This is a genomic window from Salmonella sp. HY31 (genome assembly GCF_042604575.1).
Lineage (GTDB): Bacteria > Pseudomonadota > Gammaproteobacteria > Enterobacterales > Enterobacteriaceae > Salmonella > Salmonella diarizonae.
In genome coordinates this window covers 3067556-3086017 of the sequence record NZ_CP170479.1, presented here as the reverse complement: position 1 = coordinate 3086017, position 18462 = coordinate 3067556, and the positions used below count along the sequence as shown (strand labels likewise).

Annotated in this window: 13 protein-coding genes, 1 tRNA gene and 2 pseudogenes; 6 read left to right on the top strand and 10 right to left on the bottom strand. The window is 54.6% G+C overall.

Going from position 1 to position 18462, the window contains the following annotated elements; all coding sequences use genetic code 11:
- Positions 1–27 precede the first annotated feature (27 nt).
- Positions 28–2304 carry an ATP-dependent Clp protease ATP-binding subunit ClpA gene (gene clpA / locus ACE15A_RS14660; RefSeq protein ID WP_053510025.1) on the top strand — a complete coding sequence of 759 codons (2277 nt, stop codon included), beginning with the start codon at positions 28–30 and terminating at the stop codon, positions 2302–2304.
- Between the two features lie 186 nt (positions 2305–2490).
- On the opposite strand, the gene ACE15A_RS14655 is transcribed toward clpA, so the two are convergent.
- The 3 genes and pseudogenes from ACE15A_RS14655 to ACE15A_RS14645 form a co-directional block, all read right to left on the bottom strand.
- Positions 2491–2578: transfer RNA gene (locus tag ACE15A_RS14655), tRNA-Ser, on the bottom strand.
- Positions 2579–2725: 147 nt separating this feature from the next.
- The gene (locus ACE15A_RS14650) at positions 2726–3403 is read right to left on the bottom strand and encodes a hydrolase (protein WP_053510023.1); all 678 of its coding nucleotides are present in this window, start codon (positions 3401–3403) and stop codon (positions 2726–2728) included.
- A 19-nt stretch (positions 3404–3422) separates the two neighbouring features.
- Positions 3423–3680 (bottom strand): annotated as a pseudogene (locus tag ACE15A_RS14645) (pirin-like C-terminal cupin domain-containing protein); the annotation flags it as partial.
- Between the two features lie 100 nt (positions 3681–3780).
- Between ACE15A_RS14645 and istA the strand changes: the two are divergent.
- Positions 3781–4953, top strand: coding sequence for an IS21-like element IS21 family transposase (gene istA, locus ACE15A_RS14640; protein ID WP_000952373.1), 1173 nt, complete (start codon positions 3781–3783; stop codon positions 4951–4953).
- On the top strand, positions 4953–5750 hold the full coding sequence (gene istB, locus ACE15A_RS14635; RefSeq protein WP_000544830.1) for an IS21-like element IS21 family helper ATPase IstB: 798 nt from the start codon (positions 4953–4955) through the stop codon (positions 5748–5750). The genes istA and istB overlap by 1 nt, the downstream gene beginning before the upstream one ends.
- 59 nt (positions 5751–5809) lie before the next feature.
- Here istB and ACE15A_RS14630 read toward each other — a convergent pair.
- A pseudogene (locus ACE15A_RS14630) lies at positions 5810–6418 on the bottom strand (pirin family protein); the annotation flags it as partial.
- 108 nt (positions 6419–6526) lie between these two features.
- On the opposite strand from ACE15A_RS14630, the gene ACE15A_RS14625 reads away from it, so the two are divergent.
- Positions 6527–7438, top strand: a complete 912-nt coding sequence (locus ACE15A_RS14625; protein ID WP_053509596.1) for a LysR family transcriptional regulator — start codon at positions 6527–6529, stop codon at positions 7436–7438.
- 90 nt (positions 7439–7528) lie between these two features.
- On the opposite strand, the gene infA is transcribed toward ACE15A_RS14625, so the two are convergent.
- The 6 genes from infA to trxB all read right to left on the bottom strand — a co-directional run bounded on the left by infA (position 7529) and on the right by trxB (position 13379).
- Positions 7529–7747 (bottom strand): translation initiation factor IF-1, encoded by a 219-nt coding sequence (gene infA / locus ACE15A_RS14620; RefSeq protein WP_001040187.1) that lies wholly within the window; start codon positions 7745–7747, stop codon positions 7529–7531.
- Positions 7675–8058 (bottom strand): hypothetical protein, encoded by a 384-nt coding sequence (locus ACE15A_RS14615; RefSeq protein ID WP_044136385.1) that lies wholly within the window; start codon positions 8056–8058, stop codon positions 7675–7677. Before ACE15A_RS14615 ends, infA begins: the two co-directional genes overlap by 73 nt.
- Complete coding sequence (gene aat / locus ACE15A_RS14610; protein ID WP_023248448.1) at positions 8059–8763, bottom strand: leucyl/phenylalanyl-tRNA--protein transferase; 705 nt, start codon at positions 8761–8763, stop codon at positions 8059–8061. It lies immediately after the preceding gene.
- Between the two features lie 44 nt (positions 8764–8807).
- Complete coding sequence (gene cydC / locus ACE15A_RS14605) at positions 8808–10529, bottom strand: cysteine/glutathione ABC transporter ATP-binding protein/permease CydC (protein ID WP_023248447.1); 1722 nt, start codon at positions 10527–10529, stop codon at positions 8808–8810.
- Positions 10530–12296 (bottom strand): cysteine/glutathione ABC transporter permease/ATP-binding protein CydD, encoded by a 1767-nt coding sequence (cydD, locus tag ACE15A_RS14600; RefSeq protein ID WP_053509598.1) that lies wholly within the window; start codon positions 12294–12296, stop codon positions 10530–10532.
- A 114-nt stretch (positions 12297–12410) separates the two neighbouring features.
- Positions 12411–13379: a thioredoxin-disulfide reductase gene (trxB, locus tag ACE15A_RS14595; protein ID WP_053509600.1), complete on the bottom strand. Its 969-nt coding sequence runs from the start codon at positions 13377–13379 to the stop codon at positions 12411–12413.
- A 547-nt stretch (positions 13380–13926) separates the two neighbouring features.
- Between trxB and lrp the strand changes: the two genes are divergently transcribed.
- The gene (lrp, locus tag ACE15A_RS14590; RefSeq protein ID WP_000228469.1) at positions 13927–14421 is read left to right on the top strand and encodes a leucine-responsive transcriptional regulator Lrp; all 495 of its coding nucleotides are present in this window, start codon (positions 13927–13929) and stop codon (positions 14419–14421) included.
- Between the two features lie 134 nt (positions 14422–14555).
- A complete protein-coding gene (gene ftsK / locus ACE15A_RS14585) occupies positions 14556–18461 on the top strand; it encodes a DNA translocase FtsK (protein WP_053509602.1) in 3906 nt (1301 codons plus the stop codon).
- Position 18462: the final 1 nt, after the last annotated feature.

Here is an 18462-nt window from a genome sequence, read left to right as displayed (position 1 = left end):
CAGGTATAAAAATTGGGGGAGGTGCCTATGCTCAATCAAGAACTGGAACTCAGTTTAAACATGGCTTTCGCCAGAGCGCGCGAGCACCGTCATGAGTTTATGACCGTCGAGCATCTGTTGCTGGCGCTGCTCAGCAACCCATCGGCTCGCGAAGCGCTGGAAGCATGCTCCGTGGATCTGGTGGCGCTCCGTCAGGAACTCGAAGCCTTCATTGAACAAACCACACCCGTACTGCCTGCCAGTGAAGAAGAGCGTGATACGCAGCCGACGTTAAGTTTCCAGCGTGTCCTGCAACGCGCTGTCTTCCATGTTCAGTCTTCCGGGCGCAGTGAAGTGACTGGCGCGAATGTGCTGGTGGCTATCTTTAGCGAACAGGAATCACAGGCGGCTTATCTGCTGCGTAAGCATGAAGTGAGCCGTCTGGATGTCGTGAACTTTATTTCTCACGGGACGCGAAAAGACGAACCGAGCCAATCTTCCGATCTCGGCAATCAGCCAACTAGCGACGAACAAGCTGGCGGGGAGGAACGTATGGAAAACTTCACGACGAATCTTAACCAACTTGCTCGCGTGGGCGGCATCGATCCGCTGATTGGTCGTGAAAAAGAACTGGAACGCGCGATCCAGGTATTGTGTCGTCGCCGTAAAAATAACCCGTTGCTGGTGGGGGAGTCCGGCGTCGGCAAAACGGCGATTGCCGAAGGACTGGCCTGGCGTATAGTACAGGGCGATGTGCCGGAAGTGATGGCCGATTGCACCCTATACTCGCTGGATATCGGTTCGCTGCTGGCGGGCACCAAATATCGCGGCGATTTTGAAAAACGGTTTAAGGCGTTGCTGAAACAGCTTGAGCAGGATACCAACAGCATCCTGTTTATCGATGAAATCCATACCATTATCGGCGCGGGCGCGGCGTCTGGCGGACAGGTGGATGCGGCAAATCTGATTAAACCGCTGCTCTCCAGCGGCAAGATCCGGGTGATCGGCTCAACAACCTATCAGGAATTCAGCAATATCTTTGAGAAAGACCGCGCATTAGCGCGCCGTTTCCAGAAAATTGATATTACCGAGCCTTCGGTGGAAGAGACGGTGCAAATTATCAACGGCTTGAAACCTAAGTACGAAGCGCACCACGACGTGCGTTATACCGCGAAAGCGGTGCGTGCTGCGGTTGAGCTGGCGGTAAAATATATCAATGACCGGCATCTGCCGGATAAAGCCATTGACGTGATTGACGAAGCGGGCGCTCGGGCGCGTCTGATGCCGGTGAGCAAACGTAAGAAAACGGTCAACGTGGCGGATATTGAGTCCGTAGTGGCGCGAATTGCGCGAATTCCTGAAAAGAGCGTCTCGCAGAGCGATCGCGATACGCTGAAGAATCTGGGCGATCGACTGAAAATGCTGGTTTTCGGCCAGGATAACGCGATTGAGGCGTTGACCGAAGCTATTAAGATGAGTCGTGCGGGGCTGGGCCATGAGCATAAACCTGTCGGCTCGTTCTTGTTCGCCGGGCCAACTGGCGTAGGGAAAACCGAAGTTACGGTACAGCTTTCAAAAGCGCTGGGTATTGAGCTGCTGCGTTTCGATATGTCCGAATATATGGAACGTCATACGGTGAGCCGTCTGATCGGCGCGCCTCCGGGATACGTCGGTTTCGACCAGGGCGGGCTGCTGACGGATGCAGTAATTAAGCATCCTCATGCGGTGCTACTGCTGGATGAGATCGAAAAAGCACACCCGGATGTCTTTAACCTGCTGCTACAAGTGATGGATAACGGTACGCTGACCGATAACAACGGCCGTAAAGCGGATTTCCGTAACGTGGTGCTGGTGATGACCACCAACGCCGGCGTGCGAGAAACCGAACGTAAATCTATTGGTCTTATTCATCAGGACAACAGTACCGATGCGATGGGTGAGATCAAGAAAGTGTTTACGCCGGAGTTCCGTAACCGTCTCGACAACATTATTTGGTTCGATCATCTGTCTGGCGAGGTGATTCATCAGGTTGTCGATAAGTTTATCGTCGAGTTGCAGGCTCAGTTGGATCAGAAAGGCGTCTCCCTGGAAGTTAGTCAGGAAGCGCGCGACTGGCTGGCGGAAAAGGGCTATGACCGGGCGATGGGCGCACGACCAATGGCGCGTGTGATTCAGGATAACCTGAAAAAACCGCTGGCCAATGAGTTGCTGTTTGGATCGCTGGTTGACGGCGGACAGGTCTCCGTCGCGCTGGATAAAGAGAAAAATGCGTTGACGTATGGCTTTCAGAGTGCGCAAAAGCATAAGCCGGAAGCCGCGCATTAATCTTCGTTTCACTGTCGTACAAACCGGGCCTTAGCGCCCGGTTTTTTTACGCCGGATAATAGTATTCATGTCTGATGGCGCTGTGCTCGCGGTAGGCCGGATAAGACGCCTGTGCCGCCATCCGGCAATGATGGGGCAATATACGAAAAAAAAGCCCGTACTTTCGTACGAGCTCTTTCTTTAAGATGGCGGTGAGGGGGGGATTCGAACCCCCGATACGTTGCCGTATACACACTTTCCAGGCGTGCTCCTTCAGCCACTCGGACACCTCACCATATTGTATTGCTGCCTGACCGCTTGGGGGCAACGGGGCGCTACTATAGGGAGTTGCGCTAAAACGGTCAAGCAGAATTTACATATTCACTGTCGTTTGCTCATGCAATAGACATAATCCCCGCCCAAACTGGCGCGGGGAGGCAAATTAGCGCTGTGAATCCAACATCTCGTTGTTTTTCACCACATCCTGCGCTTTGCTGTAGCTTTCGATCAGCAGTTGATATGCCGGGAATACCTGAGTATAAACGTCGGCCCACGCGGCGGCGTATTCACGGTTCCAGGTGCCTTGCAGCTCAGAGGCGACCGCGGCGGTATCCATCGGTACGACGCCAGCCTGCACGATACGTGCCAGGGTGATCTCCTGCGCCATCTTGCTGTAGGTGCCGGAGGCGTCGATCACGGCAAATACCTTATAACCTTCCGCTACCGCGCTAATGGCCGGGAATGCCATGCATACGCTGGTAATCGTCCCGGCAATGATCAGCGTCTTACGACCGGTCGCTTTTACCGCGTTAACGAAATCTTCGTTATCCCAGGCGTTAATTTCACCTTTGCGCGCAATGTACTGCGCATGCGGCGCATTAGTGTGGATCTCCGGGATCAGCGGGCCGTTCGGACCTTGCGGTACGGATGCTGTGGTGATGACCGGCATTTTCGCTAGCGTCGCCATCTGCGCCAACGCCGCTGCGCGAGCGCGTAATTCGGGCATTGGCATATCGCCTACGGTCTGGAAAAGACCGCTTTGATGATCGATTAAAAGCATCACGGAATCGTTAACATCAATTACCGGGCGCAAACCATTAAAATTAGCAGGACTGGACATCGTGTTCTCCTTCATGTTTTCAGATTTGGCCAAAACGGCCGGAGTTGAAATCGCGTACTGCTTCTGCGATCTCTTGTTTCGTGTTCATAACAAATGGGCCGTAACCCACAATCGGTTCATTCAGCGGCTCGCCTGATAACAGCAATACGCTGGCGTCGCTGCTGGCCTCAAGGTGCAGCGTTTTCCCTTGCTGGCTCAATACCACCAGTTGCGCTTCGTTGACCGGCGTCGTGCCGTTCACCGTGATATTGCCTTTCAGTACCACCAGCGCGGTACTGTCAGCGCCAGTGATATAAGACGGTAATTCACCATTTGGATTGTCCGCTCCACCCAACATGTTGTTTCCTTAAGGTTCTCACACCAGAAAGGACATCAACATGCTGAGCAGAGAGGACTTTTACATGATAAAGCAAATGCGCCAGCAGGGCGCGTACATTGTCGATATTGCGACTCAGATTGGTTGCTCTGAACGGACGGTCAGACGCTACCTCAAATACCCTGAACCGCCAGCCAGAAAGACCCGCCACAAAATGGTTAAGCTGAAACCGTTTATGGATTACATCGACATGCGCCTGGCAGAGAATGTCTGGAATAGTGAGGTTATCTTCGCGGAGATTAAGGCAATGGGTTATACGGGCGGACGTTCCATGCTGCGTTACTACATCCAGCCCAAACGTAAAATGCGTCCGTCAAAAAGAACAGTTCGCTTCGAAACTCAGCCTGGATACCAGCTCCAGCACGACTGGGGCGAAGTTGAGGTGGAGGTTGCCGGGCAACGGTGCAAAGTTAACTTTGCGGTTAATACGCTGGGGTTCTCCCGCCGCTTCCATGTCTTCGCAGCACCAAAACAGGATGCTGAGCATACCTACGAATCACTGGTTCGCGCCTTCCGCTACTTCGGTGGTTGTGTGAAAACGGTGCTGGTTGATAACCAGAAGGCTGCGGTGCTGAAGAATAACAACGGGAAAGTCGTGTTCAACTCCGGATTCCTGTTGCTGGCCGACCACTATAACTTCCTGCCACGGGCATGCCGTCCACGCAGGGCCAGAACAAAAGGTAAGGTTGAGCGAATGGTGAAATACCTCAAGGAGAACTTCTTCGTCCGGTACCGCAGGTTCGACAGCTTCACTCATGTTAATCAACAACTGGAGCAATGGATAGCCGATGTGGCTGACAAACGGGAACTTCGCCAGTTCAAAGAAACGCCGGAACAGCGCTTCGCGCTGGAGCAGGAACATCTGCAGCCGTTACCGGATACGGACTTCGATACCAGTTACTTCGATATCCGCCATGTGTCCTGGGACAGCTATATCGAGGTTGGTGGTAATCGTTACAGCGTTCCCGAAGCGCTGTGTGGTCAGCCGGTATCGATACGAATATCGCTGGATGACGAGTTGCGGATCTACAGTAATGAGAAACTGGTGGCCTCACATCGCCTCTGTTCGGCATCGTCTGGCTGGCAGACAGTGCCGGAGCATCACGCCCCGCTCTGGCAGCAGGTCAGTCAGGTGGAACATCGACCACTGAGTGCCTATGAGGAGCTGTTGTGATGCATGAGCTGGAAGTCCTGCTGAGTCGCCTGAAAATGGAGCATCTGAGTTATCACGTTGAAAGCCTGCTGGAACAGGCAGCTAAAAAAGAGCTGAACTACCGGGAGTTCCTGTGCATGGCGCTACAGCAGGAATGGAACGGCAGGCATCAGCGCGGTATGGAGTCCAGGCTGAAGCAGGCTCGTCTGCCGTGGGTCAAAACGCTGGAGCAGTTCGACTTTACCTTCCAGCCGGGCATCGACCGTAAGGTTGTCCGGGAACTGGCTGGTCTGGCGTTCGTGGAGCGCAGCGAAAACGTGATCCTGCTGGGACCTCCTGGTGTCGGAAAAACTCATCTGGCCATAGCTCTTGGCGTGAAAGCGGTGGATGCGGGACATCGGGTACTGTTTATGCCACTGGACAGACTGATCGCGACACTGATGAAAGCGAAACAGGAAAACCGTCTGGAGCGTCAGCTGCAGCAACTGAGTTATGCCCGGGTGTTGATCCTGGATGAAATAGGCTATCTGCCGATGAACAGAGAGGAAGCCAGCCTGTTCTTCCGGCTACTGAACCGTCGATATGAAAAAGCGAGCATCATACTGACGTCAAACAAAGGGTTCGCAGACTGGGGAGAAATGTTCGGAGATCACGTGCTGGCAACAGCGATACTGGATCGGTTGCTACATCACTCAACCACGCTGAATATCAAAGGAGAGAGTTACCGGTTAAAAGAGAAACGTAAAGCTGGAGTGCTGACCAAAAACACAACGCCAATCAGTGATGATGAAATGGTGAAAAGCGGACAGCATCAGTAACGAAAGTATCTTAGCGGGCATGAAAATGGCAAATAACGGTCAAACATCGTGGCGTTGACAGTACTCCATCCTTCCGGCTGAGACAGCGTGAGCTGGCGATTGCGTTGCAGGCGCATATCCCAGACATTGAGCGGCGAGAAAGTATGCGCCGGGCCTTTTGTCTCTTCATAACGCCCCGCGATGATGCGCACGGTTCCGGCGTCATCCGGCAACGTAACGGTCGGGATAACATCGTGGTTGATGCTTTGATAACCCGGGGTGGTCATTTTGTCCTTCATTGGAAGGTTGACCCACAACTGCACCATTTCCAGTTCGCCACCCTGACGGGTAAAGGCGTCGGAGTGGAACTCTTCATGCAAAATACCTGCGCCTGCGGTCATCCACTGAACGTCGCCCGGGCCGATAACGCCTCCGCGACCGGTAGAGTCCCGATGCTCGACTTCGCCGCTATAAACAATCGTCACGGTCTCGAAACCGCGGTGTGGATGTTCTCCAACGCCGCGTTTTTCATTACCTGGCGTAAATGAGTGCGGCCCGGCATAATCCAGCAGCAGAAATGGACTCAACTGCTGCGCATGTGACTGATAAGAAAAGAGTGAACGAACCGGAAATCCATCGCCAACCCAGTGCGGGCGAGGTGCGGTATAGACGCCTGTAATCTGTTTCATGGTGTTCTCCTCAATGGCGCTGTCTTGATGTGAATAAGCTTATATTCATGACAAAAGGTTCGGTAGTGGCTAAAATGGCTCATACCGTTCCATTAATAGGACAATGTAATGATAAAAACGGATCTCAATGATTTTGCGTGGTTTGTACATGTGGTCGAAGAGGGGGGGTTTGCTGCGGCGGGGCGGGCGCTTGATGAACCAAAATCAAAACTGAGTCGGCGTATTGCGCAACTGGAGGAGCGGCTGGGCGTGCGATTGATTCAGCGAACCACGCGGCAGTTTAACGTTACCGAAGTGGGGCAAACATTCTATGAGCACTGTAAAGCGATGCTGGTGGAAGCTCAGGCGGCGCAGGATGCCATTGCCGCGTTGCAGGTAGAACCTCGCGGTATCGTGAAGCTGACCTGCCCAGTGACGCTGCTGCATGTACACATCGGCCCAATGCTGGCGAAGTTTATGGCGCGCTATCCTGATGTTTCGCTACAACTTGAAGCGACCAATCGTCGGGTGGACGTCGTAGGGGAGGGGGTGGATGTGGCGATTCGCGTCAGGCCACGCCCGTTTGAGGATAGCGATCTGGTGATGCGCGTCCTGGCCGACAGAGGGCATCGTCTGTTTGCCAGCCCGGATCTCATCGCACGGATGGGAAGCCCTTCCGCCCCGGCGGAGTTGAGCCATTGGCCAGGGCTAAGTCTTGCATCAGGTAAGCATATCCACCGCTGGGAACTTTATGGCCCGCAGGGCGCGCGTGCGGAAGTCCATTTCACCCCGCGTATGATTACCACCGACATGTTGGCGCTACGCGAGGCGGCGATGGCGGGCGTGGGACTTGTTCAGTTGCCTATTTTAATGGTGAAAGAACAACTGGCCGCCGGTGAACTGGTCGCAGTGCTGGAAGAGTGGGAGCCCCGGCGGGAGGTGATTCATGCTGTGTTTCCATCCCGGCGAGGATTATTACCTTCCGTACGCGCGTTGGTCGATTTTTTGACAGAAGAGTATGCGCGCATGGTGGAAGAGTAACCTGCTCGTCATTCATCTATTTAATGGACGCAAAAAAGGCCGGTTAAACCGACCTTTTATCCAGTCGCCCTTCAGGGCGTAGGGGGACAATTAGCGACTACGGAAGACAATGCGGCCTTTGCTCAGGTCGTACGGGGTCAGCTCAACGGTCACTTTGTCGCCCGTCAGGATGCGGATGTAGTTCTTACGCATTTTACCGGAGATGTGTGCAGTAACCACGTGACCGTTTTCTAACTCTACGCGGAACATGGTATTAGGTAACGTTTCGAGAACGGTACCTTGCATTTCAATATTGTCTTCTTTGGCCATCTAATCCTCTGGGGTATCACTACCATAATTTGAACCGGCAAGATAATGCCGAAGTTCTTTTGATAAGTAAAGATTTGTGCGTTTAAAACACAGCAAACCAGGTTTAGCGCATGATTCCGCGACACACGACAACGCCGCGCTATACACCTTTTCCCTGATACTACCGCCTGATGTATCGACATAAGCGCAACATATAAGGGAACGGTGAAATAAACGATGGGCGTTACCTGACAGCGGGCTGCGGGATAATGAGCTAAACCAATTCTGCGGCAGCAATTATAACACCCCAATAAAAAATGTGCCGAAAACATTCACTTCCGGGGCAAAAATAATGTACGTGGTACCCAAAAATGGGAGGTCAGCGGCTGTTGGCGTAAGCACACGAGGTGATCGAGGTAGTCGCGACGTGGAATTTCAATTGCGCCAAGCGAGGCGGTATGACTATTAAGCACCTGACAATCAATAAGTTTTCCGCCGTGATGAGTAAATTCAGCGCAAAAAACCAGCAGTGCGGTTTTAGAGGCATTCTCCTGGCGGCTAAACATCGATTCGCCGCAAAACAGCGCCCCCTGCGAGACGCCATACATCCCGCCGACCAATTCCTGATCGCACCACACTTCAATGGAGTGCGCGTGGCCCAATTCATGTAATCGGCGATAGGCTTCCTCAATGCCGCGTGTTATCCAGGTGCCTTCGTCACGGTGATTGGCGCATCCATCAATGACCCGGTCGAAAGCGTAATTGAGCGTCACACGGTAAGGGGAGGCGTTGTGAAAGCGTTTCATGCTGCGACTGAGGTGAAACTTTTCAGGCCACAGCACGGCACGCGGATCGGGCGACCACCACAGAATCGGATCGCCCGGCGAAAACCACGGAAAAATCCCGTGCTGGTAGGCCATTAACAACCGGGCAGGGCTGAGATCGCCGCCCAGCGCCAGTAAACCGTTAGGCTCGCGTAAAGCGCCTTCAGGCGAAGGGAAGGCGATAGAATGTCGGGAAAGCTGAACCAGACGCATGACGGCGAAACTCCAGTACGCAAGTCGGATCGTTCAATAATAGCTTACAGACGTTGTTTAAACTGATAATAGCGCCCTTGTCCGGCTAACAATTCTGCATGAGTACCCCGCTCAATGATGCGTCCGTCGTCCATTACGATAATTTGATCAAAACGGGCCAGACCGCGCAAACGGTGAGTCACCATCAGGACGGTTTTCTCGCGCATCACATCGGCAAGTAATTCCAGCATTTCGCTCTCGGTGGTCGCATCTAATCCCTCAGTAGGTTCATCCAACAGCATTAACGGGGCATCATGCAACAGCGCGCGAGCGATGGCCAGACGACGAAGTTCGCCGCCGGATAGCAGTCGACCGCCTTCGCCGAGCCAGCTATTAAGCCCACTATCTTCAAGCAGTTTTTCGAGGCCGACGCGACGCAGCATGTCGGAAAGGGCTTCGTCGCTGGCATTGGGCGCCGCCAGTAATAAATTATCACGCAGCGTGGCGCTGAACAGGTGGACACGCTGCGGCACCACGCTGATAGTCCGGCGTAAGGCGGATTCGCTCAGCGAGGATAGCGGAAGATCGTTGAGCAGAATTTCGCCTTGTTGCGGGTCCCAGGCGCGGGTGAGTAGCTGCAACAGCGTTGATTTTCCGCAGCCGGTACGCCCCAGAATAGCGACATGTTCGCCAGGGGTAGCCTGTAATGAAAGGGCACTGAGCGCATTAATCGGCTGGTCGGGATAACGAAACGAAACGTCCCGCAGGGTGAGCGTGACCTTTTCCAGCGCGAGAGATTCTGTCTGCGGAAAGGCCACCTCCGGTTTTTGCTCCGTTAACTCAGTAATACGAAGTGCGGAGGCGATAACCTGTCCCAGATGCTGAAATGCACCAGTAACGGGCGCAAGCGCCTCGAAAGCCGCCAGCGCGCAGAAGACAAACAGCGCGATGAGCGCGCCGGGCTGCGTATTGCCGCCAACGCCGCCGGAGGCCATCCACAACATTAACATCACCGCCAACGCGCCAATCAGCAGCATCAACGCCTGCGATAAGGCGGTCAGTTCAGACTGCCGGCGTTGGGCCTCATGCCATTGTAATTCGGTGGCTTCCATTTGCGCCCGATAGCGTTTGCTGGCGCCAAAAATGGTGAGTTCCGCCTGGCCCTGTAACCATGACGTGAGTTGCTGGCGATACTGACCACGTAGATGCGTCAGATTTTGGCCGGTATTTTTGCCGGCGCGATAAAACACTGGCGGCATAATAAACAGCGTCAACAGCATAATGCCGCCCAGCGTGATCGCCAGCGTAACGTCGAGAATGCTGAGCCCCAGGGTGACAATCATAATCACCACAAAAGCGCCGACCAGCGGGGAGATGACGCGCAAATAGAGATGATCCAGCGTGTCGACGTCGGCAACGATGCGATTCAGCAGTTCACCTTGCTGATAACGCGCCAGACCCGCGGGGGAGAGCGGTAAAAGTTTGCTAAAGGTATAAATACGCAGATGTTGCAGCACGCGGAAGGTGGCGTCATGACTTACCAGACGTTCAAAATAACGACCGGCGGTACGGGTAATGGCTGCGCCGCGAACGCCTGCCGCCGGGAGCATATAGTTAAAACTGTAAATTCCCGCGAAGCCTGCAATAGCGGACGCAGACAGGAACCAGCCGGAAAGCGTCAGTAGCCCGATACTGGCAAGCAGGGTCAGGATTGCCAGCGCAATTCCCAGCGTTAGCATCCATTTGTGGCGTTTATAAAGCGTCAGATAAGGGAGTAGCGCGCGCATTTAAATATCCTCCTGACGGTGAGCCAATAACGTCGCAAAAGCGCCGTTGGCGGCGCTGAGTTCGGCATAACTGCCTTGTTCGACAATCGCGCCATCTTGCATAACCCAGATAGCATCCCAGTCGGCGAGGTCTTCCAGTTGATGCGTCACCATTAATGTGGTCTGGCGTTTTGACGCCGCTTTTAACGCCTGCATGACGTGCTGCTCGCTGTGAGCGTCCAGGCTTGCCGCCGGTTCATCCAGCAGCAGCAGTTGACAGGGGTTAAGTAGCGCACGGGCGACCGCTACACGCTGCGCCTGGCCGACAGAAAGTCTGCTGGCATGATTGCCGAGCGGAGTATCCACTCCCTGCGGTAGCAGCGGTAAAAACTCGCTTACCCATGCGGCGTCAAGCGCGGCGTGAAGTTCCTGCTCACTGGCGTCCGGGCGCGCCAGTAATACGTTTTCGCCTAGCGTCGCCGCAGGTAATTGCGGGTTTTGTCCGACCCAGGAGAGATGCTGGCGCCAGGATTCCGGCGAGAGCTCGCGAAGCTCGACACCGTTAATACGCAAAGATCCCTGATAGGAGAGAAAACCGGATAGTACATTCAGCAGAGAGCTTTTACCGGAACCGCTGCGTCCTACCAGGACGGCGCGTTCTCCTGACGCTAATGAGAAATTCAGCGGCCCGGCAAGCGTTTTGCCTTCTGGCGAGGTGATAATGAGATCGATCGCGTCAATGGTTACAGGTTCGTTTTCCGCCAACTCAACTTCGCCGCGCGCCGGGTGGGCGAGGGGGGTTTCCAGAAAAGTTTTCAGACTATCCGCCGCGCCAACCGCCTGCGCCTTAGCATGATAAAACGTGCCGAGGTCGCGTAACGGCTGGAAAAACTCCGGCGCGAGGATTAAGGCGAGGAACCCGGCGGCGAGCGTCACGCCGGTACCGTAATGACCAAAGTTCAGTTCGCCCAGGTAAGAGAAGCCAAAATAAACGGCGACCAGCGCAATAGAAAGCGAGGTGAAAAACTCCAGCACGCCGGAAGATAAAAAGGCGAGGCGCAGTACTTCCATCGTGCGCTGACGAAAATCCTGTGATGCTGCGCGAATGCTGTCGGTTTCCGCTTCGCCGCGACCGAAAATTCGCAGCGTTTCCATCCCGCGCAGACGGTCAAGAAAATGGCCGCTTAGTCGGGCAAGCGCCAGGAAATTGCGGCGATTGGCGTCAGCCGCGCCCATCCCCACCATCGCCATAAATAAGGGAATGAGCGGGGCGGTGCCCAGCAGAATCAGCGCCGCCGCCCAATTTGACGGGAAAATCGCCGCCACGATTAAGAGCGGTACGCAAATGGCAAGCGCCATTTGCGGCAGATAGCGCGCATAATAGTCATGCATATCGTCAATCTGCTCCTGCACCAGCGTTGCCCAGCTCCCGGCGGGTTTGCCCTGAATCCAGGCGGGGCCGGCTTGCTGCAGACGATCCAACACCTGACGGCGGATCTCAAAGCGAATATGTTGCCCGGCATGAAAACCGACGCGCTCGCGCAACCACACCACCCAGGCGCGGAGGACAAAGACCAGTATCAGCAGGATAAAAGGGAGCAACAGCGCTTCCCGTGGAATGTTCTCCATGATCATATGCTGCAGGATACGCGCCATGATCCAGGCCTGAGCGACAATTAATACGCCACTCATGAGCCCCAACAGGCGGGAAATATTTAACCACCGTTGGGAGATTACGCTTTGCTGTTTTAACCAGCGGGTCAGCTCTTTTTGACGGGTTTTATTCATTGCACGCTTAGCAGGTGAGTTATTGGAATTTCAGGCTGGGGCAATGTTACAACGACGCAAAAATAAAGGCGACTTATAGTCGCCTTTTTTACTTTTGTTACTGATTTGTAAAAACTATTTGCTCGCGTCGGCCAGACCATCGAGATAGCGTTCGGCATCCAGCGCCGCCATACAGCCCGTACCTGCAGAGGTGATCGCCTGACGGTAAATATGATCCATGACGTCACCCGCCGCGAATACGCCAGGGATGCTGGTTTGTGTGGCGTTGCCATGGGTGCCGGACTGAACTTTGATATAACCATTTTCCAGCGCAAGCTGCCCTTCGAAGATCGCCGTGTTTGGGCTATGACCGATGGCCACGAAAAGTCCGGCGACGTCCAGAGTCTCTATATTATCGCTCTGCTGCGTGTCGCGAAGACGCAGACCGGTGACGCCCATCTGATCGCCGGTCACTTCTTCCAGCGTCCGGTTGGTGTGCAGGATGATATTGCCATTTTCGACTTTATCCATCAGGCGCTTAATCAGGATTTTTTCAGCGCGGAAACCGTCACGGCGATGGATAAGGTGCACTTCCGAAGCGATGTTGGACAGATAAAGCGCTTCTTCAACCGCTGTGTTGCCGCCGCCGATCACCGCCACTTTCTGATTGCGGTAGAAGAAACCGTCGCAGGTTGCGCAGGCGGAAACGCCGCGTCCTTTAAAGGCTTCTTCAGACGGCAGACCCAGATAGCGCGCGGAAGCGCCGGTCGCGATAATTAACGCATCGCAGGTATACTCGCCGTTGTCGCCCTTCAGGCGGAAGGGACGGTGTTGCAGATCCACGCTATTGATGTGATCGAAAATGATCTCAGTAGCAAATTTTTCCGCGTGTTCATGCATGCGTTCCATCAGCAGAGGACCGGTTAGATCGTTTGGATCGCCGGGCCAGTTTTCCACTTCCGTCGTGGTAGTCAGTTGACCGCCTTTTTCCATACCGGTAATAAGTACCGGCTGTAAATTTGCGCGCGCGGCATACACCGCCGCGGTATATCCCGCCGGTCCTGAGCCCAGAATAAGCAGCTTACTGTGTTTGGTCGTGCCCATGAGATCCCCATAGTTGTTGGCAGACAATGGGCAGAATTGTAGGGAATTTACAGACGTAAAAAAAGAGCATAACGATTTTGTTAACAATACGTGTAATAGCATGAACCGATGAACGACCACTACAGCGGCGTGATTATCACAAATTTTACTTAAAATCGGTGACTTATAAGGTGACAAAATGACAGTTTACCGCCCTCTCTAATGAATAACTGGCATGTTGTACTAAAAAACGATGTTTTGCTTTGACAATCACCTGCTGTTTTGCGAAAACATTCGAGGAAGAAAAAAACTGTGTTATGTATGTGCTGCATAATCATGCATGTAAATACCATGTTTACCGGGCTAGTGAAATCTACGCATGGCGTGGACAGACGCCATTCGTGATGTTGATAGCTGCCGCGAGGCAACGGTCTTCTCACCATAGACCCAGGCATTGCGCGCCGTTAATCCCTCTGGGTTTCGGTCTATTGTGATGGGCAGCGACTCTGAACAGTGATGTGAGTAGAGTCAGGCAGGAGTAGGGAAGGAATACAGAGAGACAATAATAATGGTAGATAGCAAGAAGCGCCCTGGCAAAGATCTCGACCGTATCGATCGTAACATTCTTAATGAACTGCAAAAGGATGGGCGTATTTCCAACGTCGAGCTTTCTAAACGAGTAGGACTTTCGCCGACACCTTGCCTTGAGCGTGTACGTCGGCTGGAACGACAGGGGTTTATCCAGGGCTATACGGCGCTGCTGAACCCGCATTATCTGGATGCGTCACTTCTGGTATTCGTTGAGATTACCTTAAATCGCGGCGCGCCGGACGTGTTTGAACAGTTTAACGCCGCCGTGCAAAAGCTTGAAGAGATTCAGGAGTGTCATTTGGTTTCCGGCGATTTCGATTACCTGTTGAAAACCCGTGTACCGGATATGTCAGCGTATCGAAAATTATTGGGAGAGACGTTGCTGCGCTTGCCAGGTGTGAACGACACCCGAACTTACGTAGTGATGGAAGAGGTAAAACAGAGTAATCGTCTGGTTATTAAGACACGCTAACACGGAACAGGTGCAAAATCGCCGTAGTTTGATTACACTCCTGTTAATCCATACAGCAACAGTGCCGGGGTAACCCGGTGCTGTTGTCCGTTTTAGCATCGGGCGGGAAAAGCCCGGAACCTGGAGAGCCTTTTTTGAGCCAGGAATATACTGAAGACAAAGACGTCACATTGACGAAGTTAAGCAGCGGGCGCCGACTTCTGGAAGCGTTGTTGATACTTATTGCCCTTTTTGCCGTCTGGTTGATGGCGGCCTTGTTGAGCTTTAACCCTTCGGACCCCAGTTGGTCGCAAACCGCCTGGCATGAACCCATCCATAATTTAGGCGGTGCGCCGGGCGCGTGGCTGGCCGATACTCTGTTCTTTATTTTTGGCGTGATGGCCTACACCATCCCTGTCATTATTGTCGGTGGGTGCTGGTTTGCGTGGCGTCACCAGTCTACGGATGATTACATCGATTATTTCGCCGTGTCGCTACGCCTTATCGGCGTGCTGGCGCTGATTCTCACCTCCTGCGGTCTGGCGGCCATTAACGCCGACGATATCTGGTATTTCGCCTCCGGCGGCGTAATTGGCAGCCTGTTAAGCACCACGCTGCAGCCGTTGCTGCATAGTAGCGGCGGAACGATAACGCTTCTCTGTATTTGGGCTGCCGGGCTGACGCTCTTTACCGGCTGGTCCTGGGTTAGTATCGCCGAAAAATTAGGCGGCTGGTTACTTAATATACTGACTTTCGCCAGCAACCGTACCCGGCGTGATGATACGTGGGTTGACGACGAAGAGTATGATGACGAATACGATGAAGAAACAGACGGTGTGCAGCGTGAATCTCGCCGGGCGCGTATTCTGCGCGGCGCGTTGGCGCGTCGTAAACGACTGGCTGAAAAATTCAGCAATCCACGGGGCCGTCAGACCGATGCCGCGCTCTTTTCCGGCAAACGGATGGATGATGACGATGATATCCAGTATAGCGCGCGCGGCGTCGCTGCCGATCCCGACGATGTTCTGTTTTCGGGCAACCGTGCGACGCAGTCGGAATATGATGACTATGATCCTCTGCTAAACGGTCACTCTGTGGTTGAACCTGTCGCCGCCGCTGCGGCCGCAACCGCAGCCACTCAGACGTGGGCGGCGTCCGCCGATCCCATCATGCAAATGCCGTCCATGCCGGGGGCGGAGCCGGTTGCTGCGCAACCGACCGTGGAGTGGCAGCCCGTACCGGGGCCGCAAACTGGCGAACCGGTTATCGCGCCTGCGCCGGAGGGGTATCCGCCGCATCCGCAATATGCTCAACCGCAGGAGGCGCAAGGTGCGCCGTGGCAGCAACCTGTTCCTGTCGCCTCCGCGCCGCAATACGCCGCGACGCCAGCGACCACAGCAGAATATGAATCTCTTGCGCCGCAGGAAACACAGCCGCAATGGCAGGCGCCGGATGCCGAACAACACTGGCAGTCGGAGCCGACCCATCAGCCGACGCCAGTTTATCAGCCGGAGCCGATAGCGGCTGAACCTTCCCACATGCCGCCGCCGGTTATCGAACAGCAGGTTGCCACCGAGCCTGAACCTGGCATAGAAGAGACCAGACCCGCCCGTCCTCCGCTTTACTATTTTGAAGAGGTGGAAGAGAAACGCGCCCGTGAGCGCGAACAACTGGCGGCATGGTACCAACCGATTCCGGAGCCGGTAAAAGAGAGCACGCCGGTCAAACCTTCGGTATCTGTCGCGCCATCCATACCGCCAGTAGAAGCGGTAGCCGCCGCCGCGCCGCTTGCCGCAGGTATCAAGAGTGGCGCCCTGGCAGCAGGCGCCGCAGCCGCTGCGCCTGCATTTGGTCTGGCTACCGGCGGCGCGCCGCGTTCGCAGGTGAAAGAGGGGATTGGTCCGCAACTGCCGCGTCCGAACCGCGTTCGCGTGCCGACTCGTCGGGAACTGGCGTCGTACGGTATTAAACTGCCGTCGCAGAGGATTGCAGAAGAAAAAGCCCGCGAGGCGGAGCGCAATCAGTACGAGACGGGCCCGCAGTTAACAGATGAAGAAATAGATGCAATGCATCAGGACGAGTTAGCCCGTCAGTTTGCGCAGTCGCAGCAGCATCGTTATGGTGAGGCGTATCAGCACGATACGCAGCAGACAGATGATGACGATACCGCCGCGGAAGCTGAATTGGCCCGTCAGTTTGCTGCTTCGCAACAGCAGCGCTATTCCGGCGAGCAACCCGCTGGCGCGCAGCCGTTCTCACTGGACGATCTTGATTTCTCGCCAATGAAAGTATTGGTTGATGAAGGCCCGCACGAACCGTTGTTCACGCCGGGCGTAATGTCCGAGTCAGCGCCTGTTCAGCAGCCGGTAGCGCAGCCGCCGCAGTATCAGCAGCCGCAACAGCCGGTAGCGCCGCAGCCGCACTATCAGCAGCCGCAACAGCCGGTAGCGCCGCAGCCGCATTATCAGCAGCCGCAACAGTCGGTTACGCCGCAGCCGCAACAACCGGCAGCGCCGCAAGACAGCCTGATCCACCCGCTGTTGATGCGTAACGGCGACAGCCGTCCATTACAGCGTCCGACGACGCCGCTGCCTTCGTTAGATCTTCTGACGCCGCCGCCGAGCGAAGTTGAACCGGTAGATACCTTTGCGCTGGAACAAATGGCGCGTCTGGTTGAAGCGCGCCTGGCGGATTTCCGCATTAAAGCTGATGTGGTGAACTATTCGCCAGGCCCGGTCATTACTCGCTTTGAACTGAATCTGGCGCCGGGCGTTAAAGCGGCGCGTATCTCCAACCTTTCCCGCGATCTGGCGCGTTCATTGTCAACCGTAGCCGTACGCGTTGTGGAAGTCATTCCAGGCAAACCTTACGTAGGGTTGGAATTGCCGAACAAGAAACGGCAAACCGTTTATCTGCGCGAAGTGTTGGATAACGCCAAATTCCGCGAGAATCCGTCACCGCTTACCGTGGTGTTAGGTAAGGATATCGCGGGCGATCCGGTAGTGGCGGATCTGGCGAAAATGCCTCACCTGCTGGTGGCTGGTACGACCGGTTCCGGTAAGTCGGTCGGGGTTAACGCCATGATCCTCAGTATGCTGTATAAAGCGCAGCCGGAAGACGTTCGCTTTATCATGATCGACCCGAAAATGCTGGAACTCTCGGTCTACGAAGGTATTCCGCATCTGCTGACCGAAGTTGTCACCGACATGAAAGACGCGGCTAACGCGTTACGCTGGAGCGTCAATGAGATGGAACGTCGCTATAAGCTGATGTCCGCGCTCGGCGTGCGTAACCTGGCCGGTTACAACGAGAAAATCGCCGAAGCGGCCCGCATGGGACGTCCGATTCCGGACCCGTACTGGAAGCCGGGCGACAGTATGGATATTCAGCATCCGGTTCTGGAAAAACTGCCGTATATCGTGGTACTGGTCGATGAATTTGCCGACCTGATGATGACCGTCGGTAAAAAAGTTGAAGAACTGATCGCGCGTCTGGCACAGAAAGCGCGCGCCGCGGGGATTCACCTGGTACTGGCGACGCAGCGTCCGTCGGTCGATGTGATTACTGGTTTAATTAAAGCCAACATTCCAACCCGTATTGCTTTTACCGTATCCAGCAAGATCGACTCCCGCACCATCCTTGATCAGGGCGGCGCTGAGTCGCTATTGGGGATGGGGGACATGCTCTACTCCGGACCAAACTCCACCATGCCGGTACGTGTCCATGGAGCGTTTGTACGTGACCAGGAAGTCCATGCGGTGGTCCAGGACTGGAAAGCGCGCGGTCGTCCGCAATATGTGGATGGCATTACCTCCGACAGCGAAAGCGAAGGTGGTGGCGGCGGTTTTGACGGCGGCGAAGAATTAGATGCGCTATTCGATCAGGCCGTTAATTTCGTCACCCAGAAGCGTAAAGCGTCCATTTCCGGCGTTCAGCGTCAGTTCCGCATCGGCTATAACCGTGCGGCGCGTATTATCGAACAGATGGAAGCGCAGGGTATTGTCAGCGCTCAGGGACATAACGGTAATCGTGAAGTGCTGGCTCCGCCGCCTTTTGAGTAAA